Genomic DNA, 16,233 nt, shown 5'->3' on the forward strand with positions numbered 1-16,233 from the left:
TTTTCTTTTGTCTTTTTTTATGTAGAATCACTATTCATGCCAACTCGAACGCCAGGCAGTTTCGGCTTCCACTTTTGCGTATTCCTGTTGTGCTTGACGATAACTTTGATGTATTTTTTTCAATTTTTCTAAAAAATTACGAATCTCTTTTCGTTTCAAACTTAAAGTCGCATTAGCAAAGACTATTTCTGATAATTGTAACTGAATAGCAGAAAATCTAGTAATTTCTGATTCAGATTCTTCTCCTTTTTCCTTTTTTTCTCGATTAGTCTCCACTAACAAATTAATGATGTTAGGTGTTCTCCCAGCAGACAGTTCTCCCTCTTCAGCTTTAAAAGTCATTTCTAATAACTGAGAAGGCAAATCAGTAGGAATAATTTGAGCTTGCTGCAAATAATTATTTGCTTCTTTAGAAAGATTTTCTAAAGTATCATTAATTCTCTGTTCTATCGTCTTACACCAGTTTACTAACTCTTCAGGATTTTCACTTGTCAAAACTTGAGATTCTGGATCCACTTCTGAATCATCTATCTTAGATGAATGTTCTTCCTTCGATGAAGGTTTTTCTAACTCAGATAACTGAAACACTACCTGCTCCTTAACAGTAGCCTGTAGAACAGAAGAAGGAAGTTCTGAATAAAATAAAAGTTGGTCTTGAATCCCTTGACATAATTGACGTAAATTATTTTGTAGTTTTTCCCTTTTACTAAAAGATAATTTTAAAAATTGTTCAGGATAAATTTGAGTACAAATATGATAGCAAGCTAAAATTAATTGTTGTTGAACCGATTGACTTAAAGACTCTAAGTAGTTACTATAAAGTCGATTTAATTCAAGTGCAATTTCCTTAGTTTTCTTTTCAAAGACTGTCAGATCTTGTCGAATTTGCTGGAGAGATTTGGACATAATTTAAGATCGGTTTAGATAACTTTATAACTAATAGTTTACCTCGTAGATTTACGATTAATGTAAGAAAGGCAAAAGAAATAGCAATATTGCTATTTCTTTTGCCTTTTACAAAAAGTCTATATAAGAATTGGAGCTTCAGGGTACGGAAGACTATTCTTTATTCTTCTTTTTTTACAGAGGATCTCTAAGGTATTCCAACTTCAGCTGACGGAGCCGATTTTATTTTTACAGAAGTTCTAATTTGAGGGGAAACTCCTTCGACTCCCCTTTCTACTATAATCTACAGCTCGGAACTTATTAGACCAGTTTGTTCCGCTACTTCTTTAGCAAAATCGGTTTCCACCTTTTCAATCCCTTCTCCAAGAACAAAGCGAGTAAAACGGCGGACTTGAATATTTTCCCCTAGTTGAGAAATAGTTTGTTTAATCAACTCTTCAATATCAATGCTTTGGTCGCGAATATAGGGTTGATTCATTAAAGATAATTCTTTGATCCGTTTGTCAATACGTCCTTGGACAATCTTTTCCTTGATGTTGTCAGGTTTATTAGCTAAGTCATCCCGCCCCATCTCGATTTCTTTTTCCTTAGCAATGACGGCTTCTGGAATATCCGCACCTTGAATATACTCTACATTAGGACAAGCGGCAATTTGCATAGCCACATTGCGAACAAGATTTTTAAATTCATCTCTGCGAGCAACAAAGTCAGTTTCGCAGTTAACTTCTACGAGAACCCCAATGCGGCCTCCCGTGTGAATATAACTTTCCACCAATCCTTCTGCCGTTTGTCGTCCAGATTTTTTCTCGGCTGAGGTGATCCCTTTTTGCCGTAGCCATTCTATGGCTTTAGTCATGTCGCCTCGGCTTTCTTGAAGTGCTTTCTTGCAATCCATCATGCCAGCACCCGTTTTTTCTCGAAGCTCTTTAACCTGTTTTGCTGAGATTTCCGCCATGTTAACTTTATGTTCCTAATGCTTTAACTATAATGACTTGAACCGCTAAGATCAAACTGTGGTTGCAGTCTTAGATTCTCAGCAATATCACTTCTGCTACATCCCTTCTATCGAATTAGTGTTCGATATTTGGATTTCCAGACTGATTAGGTTTTCCTGATCATCTTTTCAAAATTACACTGTTAGTTTGAGTGTTAGGCTTAACTTGTTGAGTAACCATCATTAGGTGTTTTTCGATCCATCCTAGAATCCTATCACAAGTTACACTCTACAATTTCTCTTGAAATATAAGGAAACCTGGTAGTAGTAATTTTGTTTAACCAGAATGGTGGGGGATATCTAGATACTACAGAGACATCCCGTCAACTTAGTCCTAAAATGAGGCGAATTTACTCCTCTTCATAACTTGTTTCAGCTTCATAACTTGTTTCGGCAATGATCTCTTGTGAGTCTACACTTTCTGTCTCATCCTCTTCTTTTTCATAATCATCATAGCCTTCATAATCATCTCCTTCGAGGTTTTCTTCAAACTCTTCGTAATCCTCTTGGGAGTCAAGTTCACCATGACGACCTTCATAAATAGCATCAGCTAATTTACCTAGAATCAGCTTAATCGAACGAATAGCATCGTCGTTAGCTGGAATAGGAATATCAGCAAAGTCAGGATCACAATTAGTATCTAGAAGAGAGATGATGGGAATTCCTAGTTTTTGGCACTCAGAAATGGCATTGTATTCCCGTCGTTGATCGACAATTACAACCACATCGGGGGGTTTACGCATGGTTTTAATCCCACCTAGGTACTTATCTAGTTTCCCTAGTTCTCGTCGCAACATCGATCCTTCTTTCTTGGGACGGCGAGCCAGGTTTCCACTAGTTTCCATAGACTCTAATTCTTTGAGGCGTTCAACCCTGGTTTTAATCGTTTCCCAGTTAGTGAGCATTCCTCCTAGCCAACGTTGGTTAACGTAATTTGCTCCACAACGAGAGGCTTCTTGAGCAATAATCCCAGCTGCTTGACGTTTGGTTCCCACGAAAAGAAATCGCTTCCCTTTACCTGAAGAGAGACGTACATACTCGTAAGCGTCTTCCATTAACTGGGCGGTTTGTACTAAATCTATTATATGAACCCCATTACGAGCTGTGTAAATATAAGGGTCCATTTTGGGGTTCCAGCGGCGGGTTTGATGACCGAAGTGGACTCCAGACTCTAGCAATTCTGCAAGGGAAACAACTGACATTTTTAACTTTCTCCTATTCGGGTTTATCCTCCATTCAGATGGATTTCTCACAAGAAACACCCGAAGTCCTGAATGTGCGATATGTTGAATGTACTCTGACTATATCACATTTGATATCTAAATTTTGAGTGTACTATTAAAAAATAGTAAGTCTTGTTTTAATAATGTTACAGAACAATAATGGTGGTGACCGCGCGATTCAGTGGAGAATTAAATTTCATCCATTCAATCATTCAATTAAGAAAGAAGCTCTAGTTAAGTATTAAAGAAACTAATTATTTTGTATTTTTATATTTTAATTTAGGCCATTATAGCTCAATTTATATTAATTTAGCCTGTATTGTTTAAGGCAACTCTTTTGAGTAATACTTTGTTTTATTTATCTTGGCTAAATTATATATATTCACCTTCGAACATCTCTTCGATAGTTTCATAAGTTTTATTATGATGTCATTCCCCTCCTATTAAATTCCGTACTGGACTATAAATTTAGTAAAATTATAGATACAATTATGTCTATTTATTGTTTTATTGGGATTTAACCAAATAGCTCTTTTGCATACACTAAATAACAATTAATCATAACCAAAAGCAGTATTTGCCATTCTTGGTTTCCTTGTTATTTAAAATAATTAACATTTTTTATTATGTCTTATAAGACAGTAATTGACTAATTATTATCTTTATTCTTTTGTTTATATTGATTGTTATTTTTCACAAAAAAAAAATAACAATCAATATAGTTAATATATAACTATGTTATATATTAACTATAATTACCCTAGTTATAAAACTGCTAAACTACGATCAATTAATAATGAATACGGAACTAGAATTAACAATTAGGAGAGAATAATAATTCTCACAATAAATCAAAAGCCTTTGGGTCTTCTGAAGTAATTTTCAACCCAAAATGAGTTAAACCTTTTCTAATCTGTCGATCCTAGAAAAGATATCATCTTTTTATCACTGTGAAAAACTATTTTAAATAATTCCCCACCCCACGCTTCTAATCACCTTTCTGGTAATAGATTTTCTGTTGTAGAGCAAGTAATAACAAATATGCCTCAAATCCTTTTTTTTATTTTTTAATTAATGTCCCTTGTTCAAAAAGATGTTACAATCAGAATCTATTAATGTCTAATTACTGATAGAACTGATGGGAGAAACAATCACTCTATTATCGAAACGAGAAATAGAAAAAATGCGACGAGCTGGACGTTTAGCAGCCCAGTTATTGGATCATCTAGCCCCAATGGTGAAGTCAGGCGTAAGTACCTTGTACTTGAATGACGAGGCTGAACGTTGGACTCGATCGCACAACGCCACCAGCGCGCCCCTAGGTTATCATGGCTTTCCTAAATCAATTTGTACTAGCATCAACGAGGTGATTTGTCATGGCATTCCTAATGCTAAACAAATTCTCAAAGAGGGAGACATCATCAACATTGATGTTACACCTATTCTTGATGGTTATCACGGTGATACCTCCCGTACTTTTTTTGTTGGAACCCCTTCCCTAAAAGCTCGACAATTAGTAGAAGTTACAGAAGAATGTTTAAGAAGAGGGATTGCTGCAGTGAAGCCTGGAGCTAAAATTGGTGATATTGGGGCTGCAATTCAAGAATACGCTGAATCCTACGGTTTCTCAGTAGTTAGAGATTTTGTTGGTCATGGAGTTAGCAATATTTTCCATACACCTCCCCAAATTCCCCATTTTGGAAAACAGGGAAAAGGAAAACGCATCCGTCCAGGGATGGTATTTACAATTGAACCCATGATTAATGAGGGAACCTGGGAAGCAGTGGTGTTAGACGATGGCTGGACAGCAATTACGAAAGACGGCAAACTTTCAGCCCAATTTGAACATACTCTGGCGGTAACAGAAACAGGGGTGGAAATTTTAACTTTACCTAATTGATGATTTTACTTAAGATTTTGTGCTTGATTTAAAATTAGCTAGTCAAGAAAAGGAAACATCGTAAAGGTCAACATTTAAATAGAATTTAAACCTTACGGTAACTGTTTGAAATTAATTTTATCTACGTTCTTTATTAAGTTTTTTTTTGTGCTAAAGTATGAGTTGTGCTGAACTATCGCAAATCATGAACTTAGACTCTGAAGAGTGCATAAACAAGACTTTAGTATTTCATTAATTATCGGTTTAATATAGTAAATGTGGTGGGAATATTTTTGTGTTAATACAAGATTCTAGTTTAAATTATTCAGACGGCATTTGTATACGATAGCTACCGTAAACTTTGGTTACGATAGTTGGATTTTGCCAACAACTTTCGACTCAATCTCCCAATCCTCATCTTCATAAATGTCGTACTGAATTTCAACTATCTGGATTACGGTTAGGGATTTTTTATCTTAAGTGGTAGTATGAGTCTCTGTTTAGAAATAGAAAATGAAAAATTTAGAAATAACGGTCACCTGTTCGAATTCATTGAGGACTAAGCTATCTAATTGTATTACCATTGCTTCTCATGGCAGGGAAATCTATACTTACGATCTCACAGGAAATAGATTGATATTACATAAGTCGATTCTCTAATTAATTACACAAGTTACCTGATAGGTAGGAGCATAATTAATGCTAACAAGCAAATTAAAAATTATGTCTAAAATAACTCCCTATTTATTCTTATTTCCAGCTATTTTAGTATTGGGAATGACTGTTATTTTTCCAGCATTGCAAGCTTTTACCTTAAGTTTTACCCAGTACGGTTATGATATCACTCAAGCACCAAAGTGGATTGGGTTAGAAAATTTTCAACGTTTGGCTAAGGATCCTGTATATTGGAAAACTCTCTACAACACTTTTTTGTACTTAATAGTCGTTGTTCCTATTTTAGTAACCATTCCTCTAGCGTTAGCCATATTAGTTAATAAAAAAATTCGAGGAATTAGTTTGTTTAGAGTCGCTTTTTATACTCCTGTTGTTATTTCTATGGTAGTAGCCGGTATTGCTTGGAAAGCCCTTTATCTTTCTAAGGGATTGCTTAATCAATTTCTCAAAGAATTTGGATTTTCTGAAGGGATTTCTTGGTTGACAAGTCCCCAAATTGCTATTTTTAGCGTTATGGCAGTTACTATCTGGAAAGGACTAGGTTATTACATGGTTATTTATCTAGCGGGACTACAATCAATTCCCAATGAATTATATGAAGCTGCTGCTATCGACGGGTCGGACGGTTTGCGTAAACACTGGGATATAACTATTCCTTTAATGCGTCCTTATTTATTATTAGTTGGGGTTATTTCTGCTATTGCGGCGACTAAAGTCTTTGAAGAAATTTATATTATGACCCAGGGAGGCCCCAGAAATAGTTCTAAAACTGTTGTTTATTATTTGTATGAAAAAGCTTTTCAAGACTTAGAGATTAATTATGCTTGTACTATGGGATTAACCCTGTTTTTAGTAATTCTTCTGCTTTCTATTATTAATTTAAAAATTTCTCAAAATCACACTTTATAAGAATTACTAATCTATCCTAATTCATCAAAAATTGACAATTTATTTAAAGCATCTTGGGCAGCGGCTTTAGTCGCTGCCTGTTTGCGGCGACCTTTTCCCGTTCCTAACAGTTGCTCATTAATCTGTACACCGAAAATAAACTCTTTTGCATGATCAGGTCCTAATTCCTCAATTAAAAAGTATTCAGGTACTTTTTTGTAGTTAGCTAATGCCCATTCTTGAAGACGATTCTTTACATCAATAATTTTACTAGAAACTTTTTTTGACTCAGGGACTATTAGAGTATCAATTGCATCTTTAAAGAGTGATCGCACAAACCCTTGTACCGCCTCTATTCCTGCATCAAGAAAATATGCACCTACTATAGCTTCAAAGGTATCACTCAATAAAGCAGGATTGTTCTGTCCCCCATCTTTGATCGCCCCTTGTCCAAGATACATAAATTCTCCTAAGTCTAAGATCTTTGCAAATTTAGCTAATTGAGGTTCATCAACTAATTTTGACCGCAAACGAGTCAGTTGTGCCTCGCTTAATTCAGGATGACATCGATAGAGTTCTTCACTTACGACAAATTGTAATACTGCATCACCCAAAAATTCTAAGCGTTCATTATGTTCTGTAACGTCACGATGTTCGTTAACGTAAGAACGGTGGGTTAACGCACAATCTAATAACGCTTGATTTTTAAACCGAAGAAATATAGTCATAATTAACTATCAACTATTAACTAATTAACCCAAGTTTTTAATAACCATCTTAAAATAACTATCACAGCACCAAAATGGACAAATTGCCAAAAATTTTAATAAATTAAGACTTTCTAGAAGAATTAATGCTTGATTTTCTTTTTTGGAAGACAGTCTACTTTTTAAGATAAGCGATAATTTTTTAACTCCTCTGTTTGTCTGGAATAAATGGAGAAAAAGTTTTCTCGAACAAAAATATCCTACAAAGTATTGTTGAATTTCTACTTGGCAAATTCTTTGGTAGCCTTCTTTGAGTTCTATGAGAGATAACTGTGTATTCTTGAGAGCCGCTTCAAACGCTTCAAACGCTTCAAACGCTTCAAACGCTTCAAAATACTGATACTCACCTTTTGGTTGTTTTTACTTGGCTTAAGTAAGGCATACTAGAGACAATTATTAGTTAAACTAAAGAGTAGAGCATAGTAGTCGCGTCGTCGGTATTGACTAATTAAAGTTAGGTACAATAGCTAAAACCTTTGTGTTTAACAGGTAACCTGGTTGAACTGTGTTTTTGCCGACCGGCTACGCAGTAATCCTACGCTTTCTAATTTTAAACCCTAGACTTCTTATGTCTCAAATCACTCAAGTTTCTAACTCTGGACAGAATCAAATCATTAGTTCTCTAGAACTTGCCCAGGCATTAGCTGAACAACTTGCTATTACACCTAATGATTGGCATCGCTTTAAAAATGACCGTAAAGCACAAGCTCAGCAACAAATAGCCTCTGCACTAGTTTTTTTACTTAGAGATCAACCACAAGAAGCTCTAGACCATTTGAAACAAGCAGTTGGTTGGTTAGACCGTTCTATTTCTGCTCTTCCTTGTCCAGGTCATGGGACTTCAACTAGAACTAAACCTGAAAACCTCTAACTATCTAAGTCAACAAGAGTTTAGTCGTTTTTCTTAATCACTTGCTTGCACAATTTAACGCGAGTTCCATCTTGATCCCAGTAAACTTGATCAAAAATTTCGTGGAGTAGACATAACCCTCGTCCATGTTCAGCTTCTTCGGGCGGTAGGTGTTGGGGTGTTAAATTGTGACAATTGCACCCACTGGTAAATCCTAATCCTTCGTCTGAAATTACCCATGAATAACCTTCTTCAGTCACCGAAAAATTTACTACAATTGACTTACTAGGATCTAACTTATTACCATGTTTAGCAGCATTAACTAAAGCTTCTTGCAAACCTAACCTAATTTCTGGTCTTAAATAGATAGGAATATTAGTTAATAATAAGTCAAGCACTGGACATAAATAAAGAGTAGATGTGAAGCTCATTGTTGTCCAGGGTTTTTTTGTAGGAGGCAGTGAAATAGAAATCACGCGTTTTACCTCAGTTGTTAATCTTTTAAGGATCTCATCTTTTTGAAATGCTTGTTTGTGTCATATTCAGTCCTCTGCTAATCAGGCCTTAGCCAGTTTTAGTCTTAGCAGATGTCACGTCAAGCTTTTATAAAAATCTAATTAATAGATCAAGATATAATTTATATGAGTCATGGTTAAGAATTAAAAAAAATCAATCAACCAAAATTTTAGGTAGAATCATTACTACAGTCAAATCTTAATGTTAATTAATTAAATATTCTTTGAGAAAGCCATTAAGAAATAAACCGCTCCTACTACTATAATAAACTCTTGGTTCATGGTTGTCTAAAATAAACTGATTTAATAAAGTCGCTAATAAATGATAAGTAATATGAAATTAAATTCTCCTATAATTGAAGACCATAGAAAAATAGACTAGAACTACGAACTACCATGGAAAAATAGATAGAAACACTTTCATAGACTAAAGTTCATACTATCATCATAGCATACTTAAGAATTGAGTCTTAACAAGGCTGCACATTCAGTATGGACGGTCTGTGGGAAAAAATCGCTCGGTTGTACCCAAATTAACTCGTAAGCCTTTCCCTTACATAATTTTTGGAGATCTCGTGCTAAGGTTGGTGGTTGACAACTAATGTAGACGATATAAGATGGTCGAACGTTTCTGAGAGTTTCGATAACTGATTGATCGCAGCCTTTACGAGGAGGATCAAGAATTACAATATCAGGTAAGAATGATAGTTGGGGCAATAAACTTTCGACAGTTCCCACCAGAAATGAAACATTGTTAATACCATTAAGCCGGGCATTTTTCCGCGCTTGGGTAACTGAATTGGAGTTAACTTCTATACCGATAATTTGTCGCACCTGTTGAGCTAAAGGTAAGGTAAAAGTCCCTATGCCACAGTAAGCATCGACTAACTGTTCGGTTCCTGTTAGATTAAGTTGTTCAATAATTTTGTTTATCAGGGTTTCGGCCGCTTCGGTGTTGACCTGGAAAAATGTATCAGGACCTAAGTGCAGTTCCAGTCCTACAAAGATTTCCCGTAAATAAGAACGACCAGCAATAGTTAGAGTTTCTTGTCCTGAAATGATATTACCCCGATTAGGGTTATGATTCAGGGAAACTCCGACTAAATCAGGATACCTTTTTAACCATGTTTGTGCCTGTGTATCAAAATTGCGCAGTTTTTTTTCGGTACTAATCAAGGTTAAAAATACTTCTCCGGTATGCCGTCCTATTCTTAGAGAAAGATGACGTAGTCTTCCCTGATGACGTTTTTCATCATAAATAGACCACCCTTGTTCTTGAATATCTTTTTTTACCTCAGCTAGGAAAGGGTTAAGGCGAGAGTCTTGGATAGGGCATTGGTTAATATTAATAATTTGATGACTATTTCTGCGAAAATAGCCTCCTTGAACGTTGCCTGCGGCTGAACGTCCTAGAGGATAGGTAACCTTATTACGATAGCCCAGCTCTATTTTTTGTGCCAAAATAGGGGCAACAGGAGGATCCTCAAATCCACCAATATGTTTTAGAGACTTGATAACGTGGTTCTGTTTAACAATACGTTGGTAAGTCTCATCGATGTGCTGCCATTGACAACCTCCACACTTATCAGCCACGATACAAGAGGGACGAAGACGATATGGGGAAGGAGAGAGAAGTTGCTGTAATTTTCCGTAGGCGTATTGCTGTTTGAGGTGAACCAATCGGACTGAGATGTAATCACCAGTTACCGTATCAGCAACAAAAATAGCACGTCCTTCAAAATGTCCAACTCCATCACCATTGTTACTAAGGTCAGTAATTTTTAGTTCAACGAGACTTCCTTGTTGGTAACCTTGGGTCATGGCAATGAAGTGTTTAACCTTCGCTAAAATTTGGAATAATTTCATTTTAACTTGTTCCATCTCACCCTTGGAAAAAGTATTCAACTATTCCTAACCATTTCATCTTGATGATCGCATTAGATACAATTAAATCTTAACTAACTCGCCTCCTCTTCTAAAAAATGTCTTGTCCCCCCAAACTCAAATATGATCGCGGAACTCTAATTCTTCATCCTCCCCCCAGGGGAAAAGCTTGGATCGAATTTGCAACTTGGGATGTTCGCATCGAAAAATTCCGTATTCAAGCCATTCACTATCACCTGTTAGTAGAGACCCTACAAGCTGACAAAGTTCACTTTATCGATGAAGCGAAAGCCTTTATTTCATTAGAATTAAACCCTAGTTTCCAACGAGATCCTTATCCCCATCAACTTGGAGCCCTTGCTGCTTGGAAACAATATAACCGTCGAGGGGTAGTTGTTCTTCCCACAGCAGCGGGAAAGACTTATTTAGCCCAATTGGCTCTAGAGTCTACTCCCAAAACCACTTTAATTTTAGTTCCTACCTTGGATTTAATGCACCAGTGGTACACCCAAATTATGGGGGCGTTTCCTAATGTCGAGGTGGGGTTATTAGGAGGGGGTTCGCGTGATCGCACTCCCATTTTAATCGCTACTTACAATAGTGCAGCTATTCACGCAGAAATATTGGGGAATCAATATGCTTTTCTAATTTTTGATGAATGTCATCATTTACCGACAGATTTTTTTCGAGTCATCGCTGAATACGCCATTGCCCCCTATCGGTTAGGGTTGACAGCAACGCTAGAAAAGGCTGATGGCAGTCATCGGGACTTAGAAGCTCTTATTGGTCCGGTAGTTTATCGCAAAGGAGTGAAAGATCTAGCGGAAGAAACTTTAGCACAACATCAGATTGTTCAAATTAAAGTTAAATTATCCAAGTTAGAAAAAGAAAGATATAAACAAGCGATCATTATTCGCAATGAATTTTTAAGAAAGTCTAATATTTCTTTGGGGAGTTTAAGTGGTTGGCAATTGTTTGTTAAAACAAGTTCTAGATCTTCTTCAGGAAGACGGGCAATGTTGGCTCATAGGAAAGCCAAAGAAATTGCAGCAGGAACTGATGGAAAGCTAAAAATACTAACGGATTTAATTTGCCAACATTCCGAAGAATCTATCCTGATTTTTACTAATGATAACGCCACTGTTTATCGAATTTCCCGAGAATTTTTAATACCCGCTATTACTCACCAAACTCCTGTGAAAGAACGTTACAATATTTTAACTCGGTTTCGAGAAGCAATTTACACAACTTTGGTCACTTCTCATGTTCTCAATGAAGGTGTAGATGTTCCTGAAGTTAAGATTGCAATTATTTTATCGGGGACAGGTTCTGCACGGGAGTATATTCAGAGATTAGGCCGAATTTTACGCAAAGGAACCAGAAAAAACGGATTAGCTATTTTATATGAGGTCGTAGCTGAAGATACTAATGAGGAAAGAATATCTCAACGGCGACGAGGAGAAAACTAATATATCTCTAAACTAATAAGCAAAGTTCTAAATAAAACTTAAAAATTAGAATTGTTCCCTGACGATAACCCTTAATGACATCACCTTTAATATATTTTGACTAAAGCGACAGAATATAAATTCTATATTGGACTATGATCTTTAAGTTTTTTCTAGTTAAGTTAGCTAATCTTAACAATCTTCTTCATAAGACGTAAAGCCTTAAGGAGCTAAACGGTAAATCTCCCAAGTTTTATTATCCTGCAAATTGTAGCAAAAGCGATCATGTAATCGATTAGGTCTACCCTGCCAAAACTCAAAATAATGAGGAACAATTCGATAGCCACCCCAAAATGAAGGAAGAGGAATTTCTCCTCGATCAAACTTACGCTGCATCTCATTAAATTTAATTTCTAAAAGTTGTCTAGAAGAGATAATAGAACTCTGAGAAGAAGACCAAGCACCTAGTTGACTGCCTCTTGGTCGAGTAACAAAGTATTTAAGGGATTCTGCCGTTGAAACTTTAGCTGCTTTTCCCTTGATTTTGACCTGACGTTCCAGAGGAAGCCAAAGAAATAAGAGAGCAACAGAGGAATTTCTTTTTATCTGTTTAGCTTTATTGCTTTCATAATTCGTAAAAAAAACAAACCCTTGAGGATCAAAGTATTTTAAAAGAACGGTTCTTAATGAAGGTTCGCCTTTAGCTGAAGCGGTTGCTAGACTCATAGCATTCGGTTCAGGCAGTTCAGCTTCAACAGCCTGTTTAAACCAGGTTTCAAATTGTTTAAACGGTTCAGTTTCAAGGTTTTCACGAGATAAACCATTGTGGGTGTACTCTTCTCTTAAGGCTCCAATGTCCATGAATTTTTGAAAATGTTAATAGCTAACAGTCCATTTTAAACTAATAACTCAGATAATAACTATTGATGCTTACAATCAATTGTAATTAGCTGAGTGTTAAAATCGCTAGATGCTAGATAATATATTAATTTTAATTGTTAGTGGTTTATTTTCGGGGTTGTTATCTGGACTATTAGGCATTGGGGGAGGAACTGTATTAGTTCCTTTATTAGTAACCCTTGGTTATATTCCTATACAGGCTGTTGCCACAAGTAGTTTAGCAATTGTTCTTACCTCTTTATCAGGAAGTCTTCAGAATTGGCGTATGGGTTATTTAGATTTACAGCGCGTTATCCTCTTAGGGTCTCCGGCCTTAATCACAGCTCAATTTGGAGTATATACTGCTAATCTACTTCCCGATTATATGTTGTTAACTACTTTAGGGATTTTACTAATTATTAATGTTTTCTTAGGAAACTTACGTCAACAGTTAGCTACCAGAACAACTCCTACTCCTACTAAAACCACCAAAATCCTTCCGATAATAGCTCGTTTAGGAACCGGAGGAACCGCAGGATTTCTAGCAGGTTTATTCGGTATTGGTGGGGGAGTCATTATGGTTCCGCTACAAATCTTATTTCTAAGAGAAACCATTAAAATTGCCATTCAGACAAGTTTAGGAGTGATTGTAATTACCACCATTTCTGCCACCATAGGCCACGCCCTACAAGGAAATGTTTTATTCCCTACTGGATTTATATTAGGAGCCGGAGGATTAGTCGGCTCGCGAATAAGCACTAGTATCCTACCGAAGTTACCAGATAGAGTCGCTCGATCTTGTTTCTATGGACTGTTAGTCGTTTTAGCAGCTTATACTTTTTGGCAAGCCTGGCAAAGTTATAGCAGAACGTAAAATTTGAAATGAACGACTTTCAAAAATTAGGAGAAATCAATAACTGTTGACCCCGAGATTAGTTCTTTATCTACTATTTATTATTCATCATCAACCTAATAAGTTCTTAGATTCTACTATCGTTTGAGTCTTGGTTCTATCTAACTTCAGAATTAAAACTCCTAAAGGCGGCAAACATAAATCAAGAGAACATGGAAAGCTATGGAATGACCATTGATCGGTCCATTTACCGCCTAAATTTCCCATATTACTGCCGCCGTATTTCTTAGCATCACTATTAAATAACTCAGTATAAAATCCCCCTTCAGGAACACCAATTCGGTAATGACTATGAGGTTGAGGGGTAAAATTACAAACGACAATCACAAACTCTGTAGGGTTTTTACTCCATCGGACAAAAGACACTACACTATGACGGTTATCGCTACAGTCAATCCACTGAAACCCTTCTTCTTCAAAATCACGGTCATAAAGGGCGGGTTCACTTTTATAAAGGGCATTCAGTTCAGTAAAAAACCGTTTAAGCTGTCGGTGGGGGACATATTCCAACAGATGCCATTCTAAATCTTCCCAAACATTCCACTCACTCCACTGTCCAAATTCCATGCTCATAAACATGGTCTTTTTTCCAGGATGGGTAAACATATAGCTAAACAACGCGCGTACGTTAGCATATTTTTGCCATTCATCTCCTGGCATTTTCCCCATCATATTGCTTTTGCCATGTACCACTTCATCGTGGGATAACGCCAGCATATAGTTTTCACTATGATGATACCACATACTAAAGGTGATATTATTTTGGTGAAATTGACGAAACCAAGGGTCTATCCCAAAATAGTCGAGTGTATCATGCATCCATCCCATATTCCACTTGAGGTTAAACCCTAGTCCCCCAACATAAGTAGGCCAAGAAACCATTGGCCAGGAGGTAGATTCTTCAGCGATAGATAATACTCCCGGAAAGTAGTTATAAAGAACACTGTTGACTTGTCGCAAGAAATCAGCCGCCTCTAAATTCTCCCGTCCCCCATATTCGTTGGCTATCCATTCCCCGTCCTTTCGCAGATAATCACGGTAAAGCATAGAGGCAACTGCATCTACTCTAATGCCATCAATATGATACTTATCGAACCAAAACAGAACATTAGCCACTAAAAAGTTACGAACTTCATTACGGCCATAGTTAAAGACGAGAGTCCCCCACTCTTTATGTTCTCCTTCACGAGAATCAGCATATTCATAGAGGTGAGTGCCATCAAAAAAGGCTAACCCATGACCATCTTTAGGAAAATGACCTGGAACCCAGTCTACAATGACCCCAATGCTATTCTCATGGCATTTATCTACGAAATACATGAAATCTTCGGGACGGCCATAACGCGAGGTTGGAGCATAGTATCCGGTTACTTGGTACCCCCAGGAACCATCAAACGGATGTTCAGCAATGGGTAATAATTCAATATGGGTATACCCTAATTCCTTAACATAGGCAATTAGCTTATCCGCGAACTCATAATAGCTAAGAAAACGCGCCCCTGTATTCCATTCTGAGACTTGGACAGGATCTAATTCTCCATTAAAGACAGAGGTTTTTTCTTCCGAAGAAGCGTGTAACCATGAACCTAAATGAACCTCATATACTGAAATTGGTTGACTGAGGGGATCTCGGTTGCGGCGTTTCTCCATCCAGTCAGCATCTTGCCATTGATAGCTTTCGAGATCGGCAACAATAGAGGCAGTTTTGGGACGAACTTCCTGAAAAAAGCCATAGGGATCAGATTTTTCATAAATATGACCTTCCCAGTTTTTAACTTCATATTTGTAGTGGGCTCCCACACCAATTTCGGGAATAAATAATTCCCAAACATTATTGAAGCGTTTACGCATCTGATGTTGACGTCCATCCCACTGGTTGAAATCTCCCAAAATAGAAACATTACGAGCATTGGGAGCCCACAGGGCAAAATAAACTCCTTTTACCCCATTAACCTCCGCCGAATGCGCCCCTAATTTTTCGTAAATGCGGTGGTGGTTTCCTTCAGCAAACAAATGTAAATCAAATTCAGTTAAGTTAGGAGAACAGAAACCATAAGGATCATATATAATCCGCTCGTTTTCTCCTTCTTTTATTCGCAATTGATAATTGTTTAACTGGGAAGTTTCAATAATACATTCAAAAAAGTTAGGGTGATGAACCGCTTCCATTTCGTATTCTTGGCGTTCGGTAGGACATACTATCCAAGCGGCTTGAGCGTTTGGTAAATAGGCGCGGACCACCCATCGAGGACAAGAGCTATCGCTATTGAGAGGATGGCAACCTAACACCTCAAAGGGATCATGGTGTAGGTTGTAGACAATTTGATTAACTTGATAAGGGGAAATAGTTGGGGTCATTCAGTTACCAATTTTAACAAACTCCAAAGGCAAAACTGCCCTAGTGAATCTTAC

The 16,233-nt window shown here is 36.9% G+C and carries 13 protein-coding genes and 1 pseudogene; 6 read left to right on the forward strand and 8 right to left on the reverse strand.

From position 1 onward, the window contains the following. Window positions 1-30: 30 nt before the first annotated feature. The 3 genes from RGRSB_RS05390 to rpsB all read right to left on the reverse strand — a co-directional run bounded on the left by RGRSB_RS05390 (window position 31) and on the right by rpsB (window position 3,102). The gene (locus RGRSB_RS05390) at window positions 31-906 is read right to left on the reverse strand and encodes a hypothetical protein (protein ID WP_119260162.1); all 876 of its coding nucleotides are present in this window, start codon (window positions 904-906) and stop codon (window positions 31-33) included. Between the two features lie 283 nt (window positions 907-1,189). Then, window positions 1,190-1,861, reverse strand: coding sequence for a translation elongation factor Ts (tsf, locus tag RGRSB_RS05395; RefSeq protein WP_119260163.1), 672 nt, complete (start codon window positions 1,859-1,861; stop codon window positions 1,190-1,192). Window positions 1,862-2,250: 389 nt separating this feature from the next. Then, window positions 2,251-3,102 carry a 30S ribosomal protein S2 gene (rpsB, locus tag RGRSB_RS05400; protein WP_119260164.1) on the reverse strand — a complete coding sequence of 284 codons (852 nt, stop codon included), beginning with the start codon at window positions 3,100-3,102 and terminating at the stop codon, window positions 2,251-2,253. Window positions 3,103-4,261: 1,159 nt separating this feature from the next. Here rpsB and map point away from each other — a divergent pair. The 3 genes from map to RGRSB_RS05415 all read left to right on the forward strand — a co-directional run bounded on the left by map (window position 4,262) and on the right by RGRSB_RS05415 (window position 6,586). Continuing rightward, window positions 4,262-5,023, forward strand: coding sequence for a type I methionyl aminopeptidase (gene map / locus RGRSB_RS05405; protein ID WP_119260165.1), 762 nt, complete (start codon window positions 4,262-4,264; stop codon window positions 5,021-5,023). A gap of 340 nt (window positions 5,024-5,363) precedes the next feature. Then, window positions 5,364-5,489: a hypothetical protein gene (locus RGRSB_RS10740; RefSeq protein WP_269460766.1), complete on the forward strand. Its 126-nt coding sequence runs from the start codon at window positions 5,364-5,366 to the stop codon at window positions 5,487-5,489. A 212-nt stretch (window positions 5,490-5,701) separates the two neighbouring features. Continuing rightward, on the forward strand, window positions 5,702-6,586 hold the full coding sequence (locus RGRSB_RS05415; RefSeq protein WP_119260166.1) for a carbohydrate ABC transporter permease: 885 nt from the start codon (window positions 5,702-5,704) through the stop codon (window positions 6,584-6,586). A gap of 11 nt (window positions 6,587-6,597) precedes the next feature. On the opposite strand, the gene rnc is transcribed toward RGRSB_RS05415, so the two are convergent. Beyond that, complete coding sequence (rnc, locus tag RGRSB_RS05420; RefSeq protein WP_119260167.1) at window positions 6,598-7,293, reverse strand: ribonuclease III; 696 nt, start codon at window positions 7,291-7,293, stop codon at window positions 6,598-6,600. A 607-nt stretch (window positions 7,294-7,900) separates the two neighbouring features. On the opposite strand from rnc, the gene RGRSB_RS05425 reads away from it, so the two are divergent. Next, the gene (locus tag RGRSB_RS05425; protein WP_119260977.1) at window positions 7,901-8,203 is read left to right on the forward strand and encodes a DUF6439 family protein; all 303 of its coding nucleotides are present in this window, start codon (window positions 7,901-7,903) and stop codon (window positions 8,201-8,203) included. Window positions 8,204-8,223: 20 nt separating this feature from the next. Here RGRSB_RS05425 and RGRSB_RS05430 read toward each other — a convergent pair whose 3' ends face one another. Next, window positions 8,224-8,658 (reverse strand): ATP-binding protein, encoded by a 435-nt coding sequence (locus RGRSB_RS05430; protein WP_119260168.1) that lies wholly within the window; start codon window positions 8,656-8,658, stop codon window positions 8,224-8,226. 495 nt (window positions 8,659-9,153) lie between these two features. Further along, complete coding sequence (gene rlmD, locus RGRSB_RS05435; protein WP_119260978.1) at window positions 9,154-10,518, reverse strand: 23S rRNA (uracil(1939)-C(5))-methyltransferase RlmD; 1,365 nt, start codon at window positions 10,516-10,518, stop codon at window positions 9,154-9,156. A 161-nt stretch (window positions 10,519-10,679) separates the two neighbouring features. Here rlmD and RGRSB_RS05440 point away from each other — a divergent pair. Next, window positions 10,680-12,044, forward strand: a pseudogene (locus RGRSB_RS05440) (DEAD/DEAH box helicase); the annotation flags it as partial. Window positions 12,045-12,251: 207 nt separating this feature from the next. Here RGRSB_RS05440 and pdxH read toward each other — a convergent pair. Then, entirely contained in the window at window positions 12,252-12,890 is a 639-nt protein-coding gene (gene pdxH, locus RGRSB_RS05445; RefSeq protein ID WP_119260170.1) for a pyridoxamine 5'-phosphate oxidase, read from the reverse strand. A gap of 109 nt (window positions 12,891-12,999) precedes the next feature. On the opposite strand from pdxH, the gene RGRSB_RS05450 reads away from it, so the two are divergent. After that, window positions 13,000-13,782, forward strand: a complete 783-nt coding sequence (locus tag RGRSB_RS05450) for a sulfite exporter TauE/SafE family protein (protein ID WP_119260171.1) — start codon at window positions 13,000-13,002, stop codon at window positions 13,780-13,782. Between the two features lie 90 nt (window positions 13,783-13,872). Here the strand turns inward: RGRSB_RS05450 and glgB are convergent, their stop codons facing one another. Next, window positions 13,873-16,179 carry a 1,4-alpha-glucan branching enzyme gene (glgB, locus tag RGRSB_RS05455; RefSeq protein WP_119260172.1) on the reverse strand — a complete coding sequence of 769 codons (2,307 nt, stop codon included), beginning with the start codon at window positions 16,177-16,179 and terminating at the stop codon, window positions 13,873-13,875. Window positions 16,180-16,233 lie beyond the last annotated feature (54 nt).

This window comes from cyanobacterium endosymbiont of Rhopalodia gibberula, assembly GCF_003574135.1.
Taxonomy (GTDB): domain Bacteria; phylum Cyanobacteriota; class Cyanobacteriia; order Cyanobacteriales; family Microcystaceae; genus Rippkaea.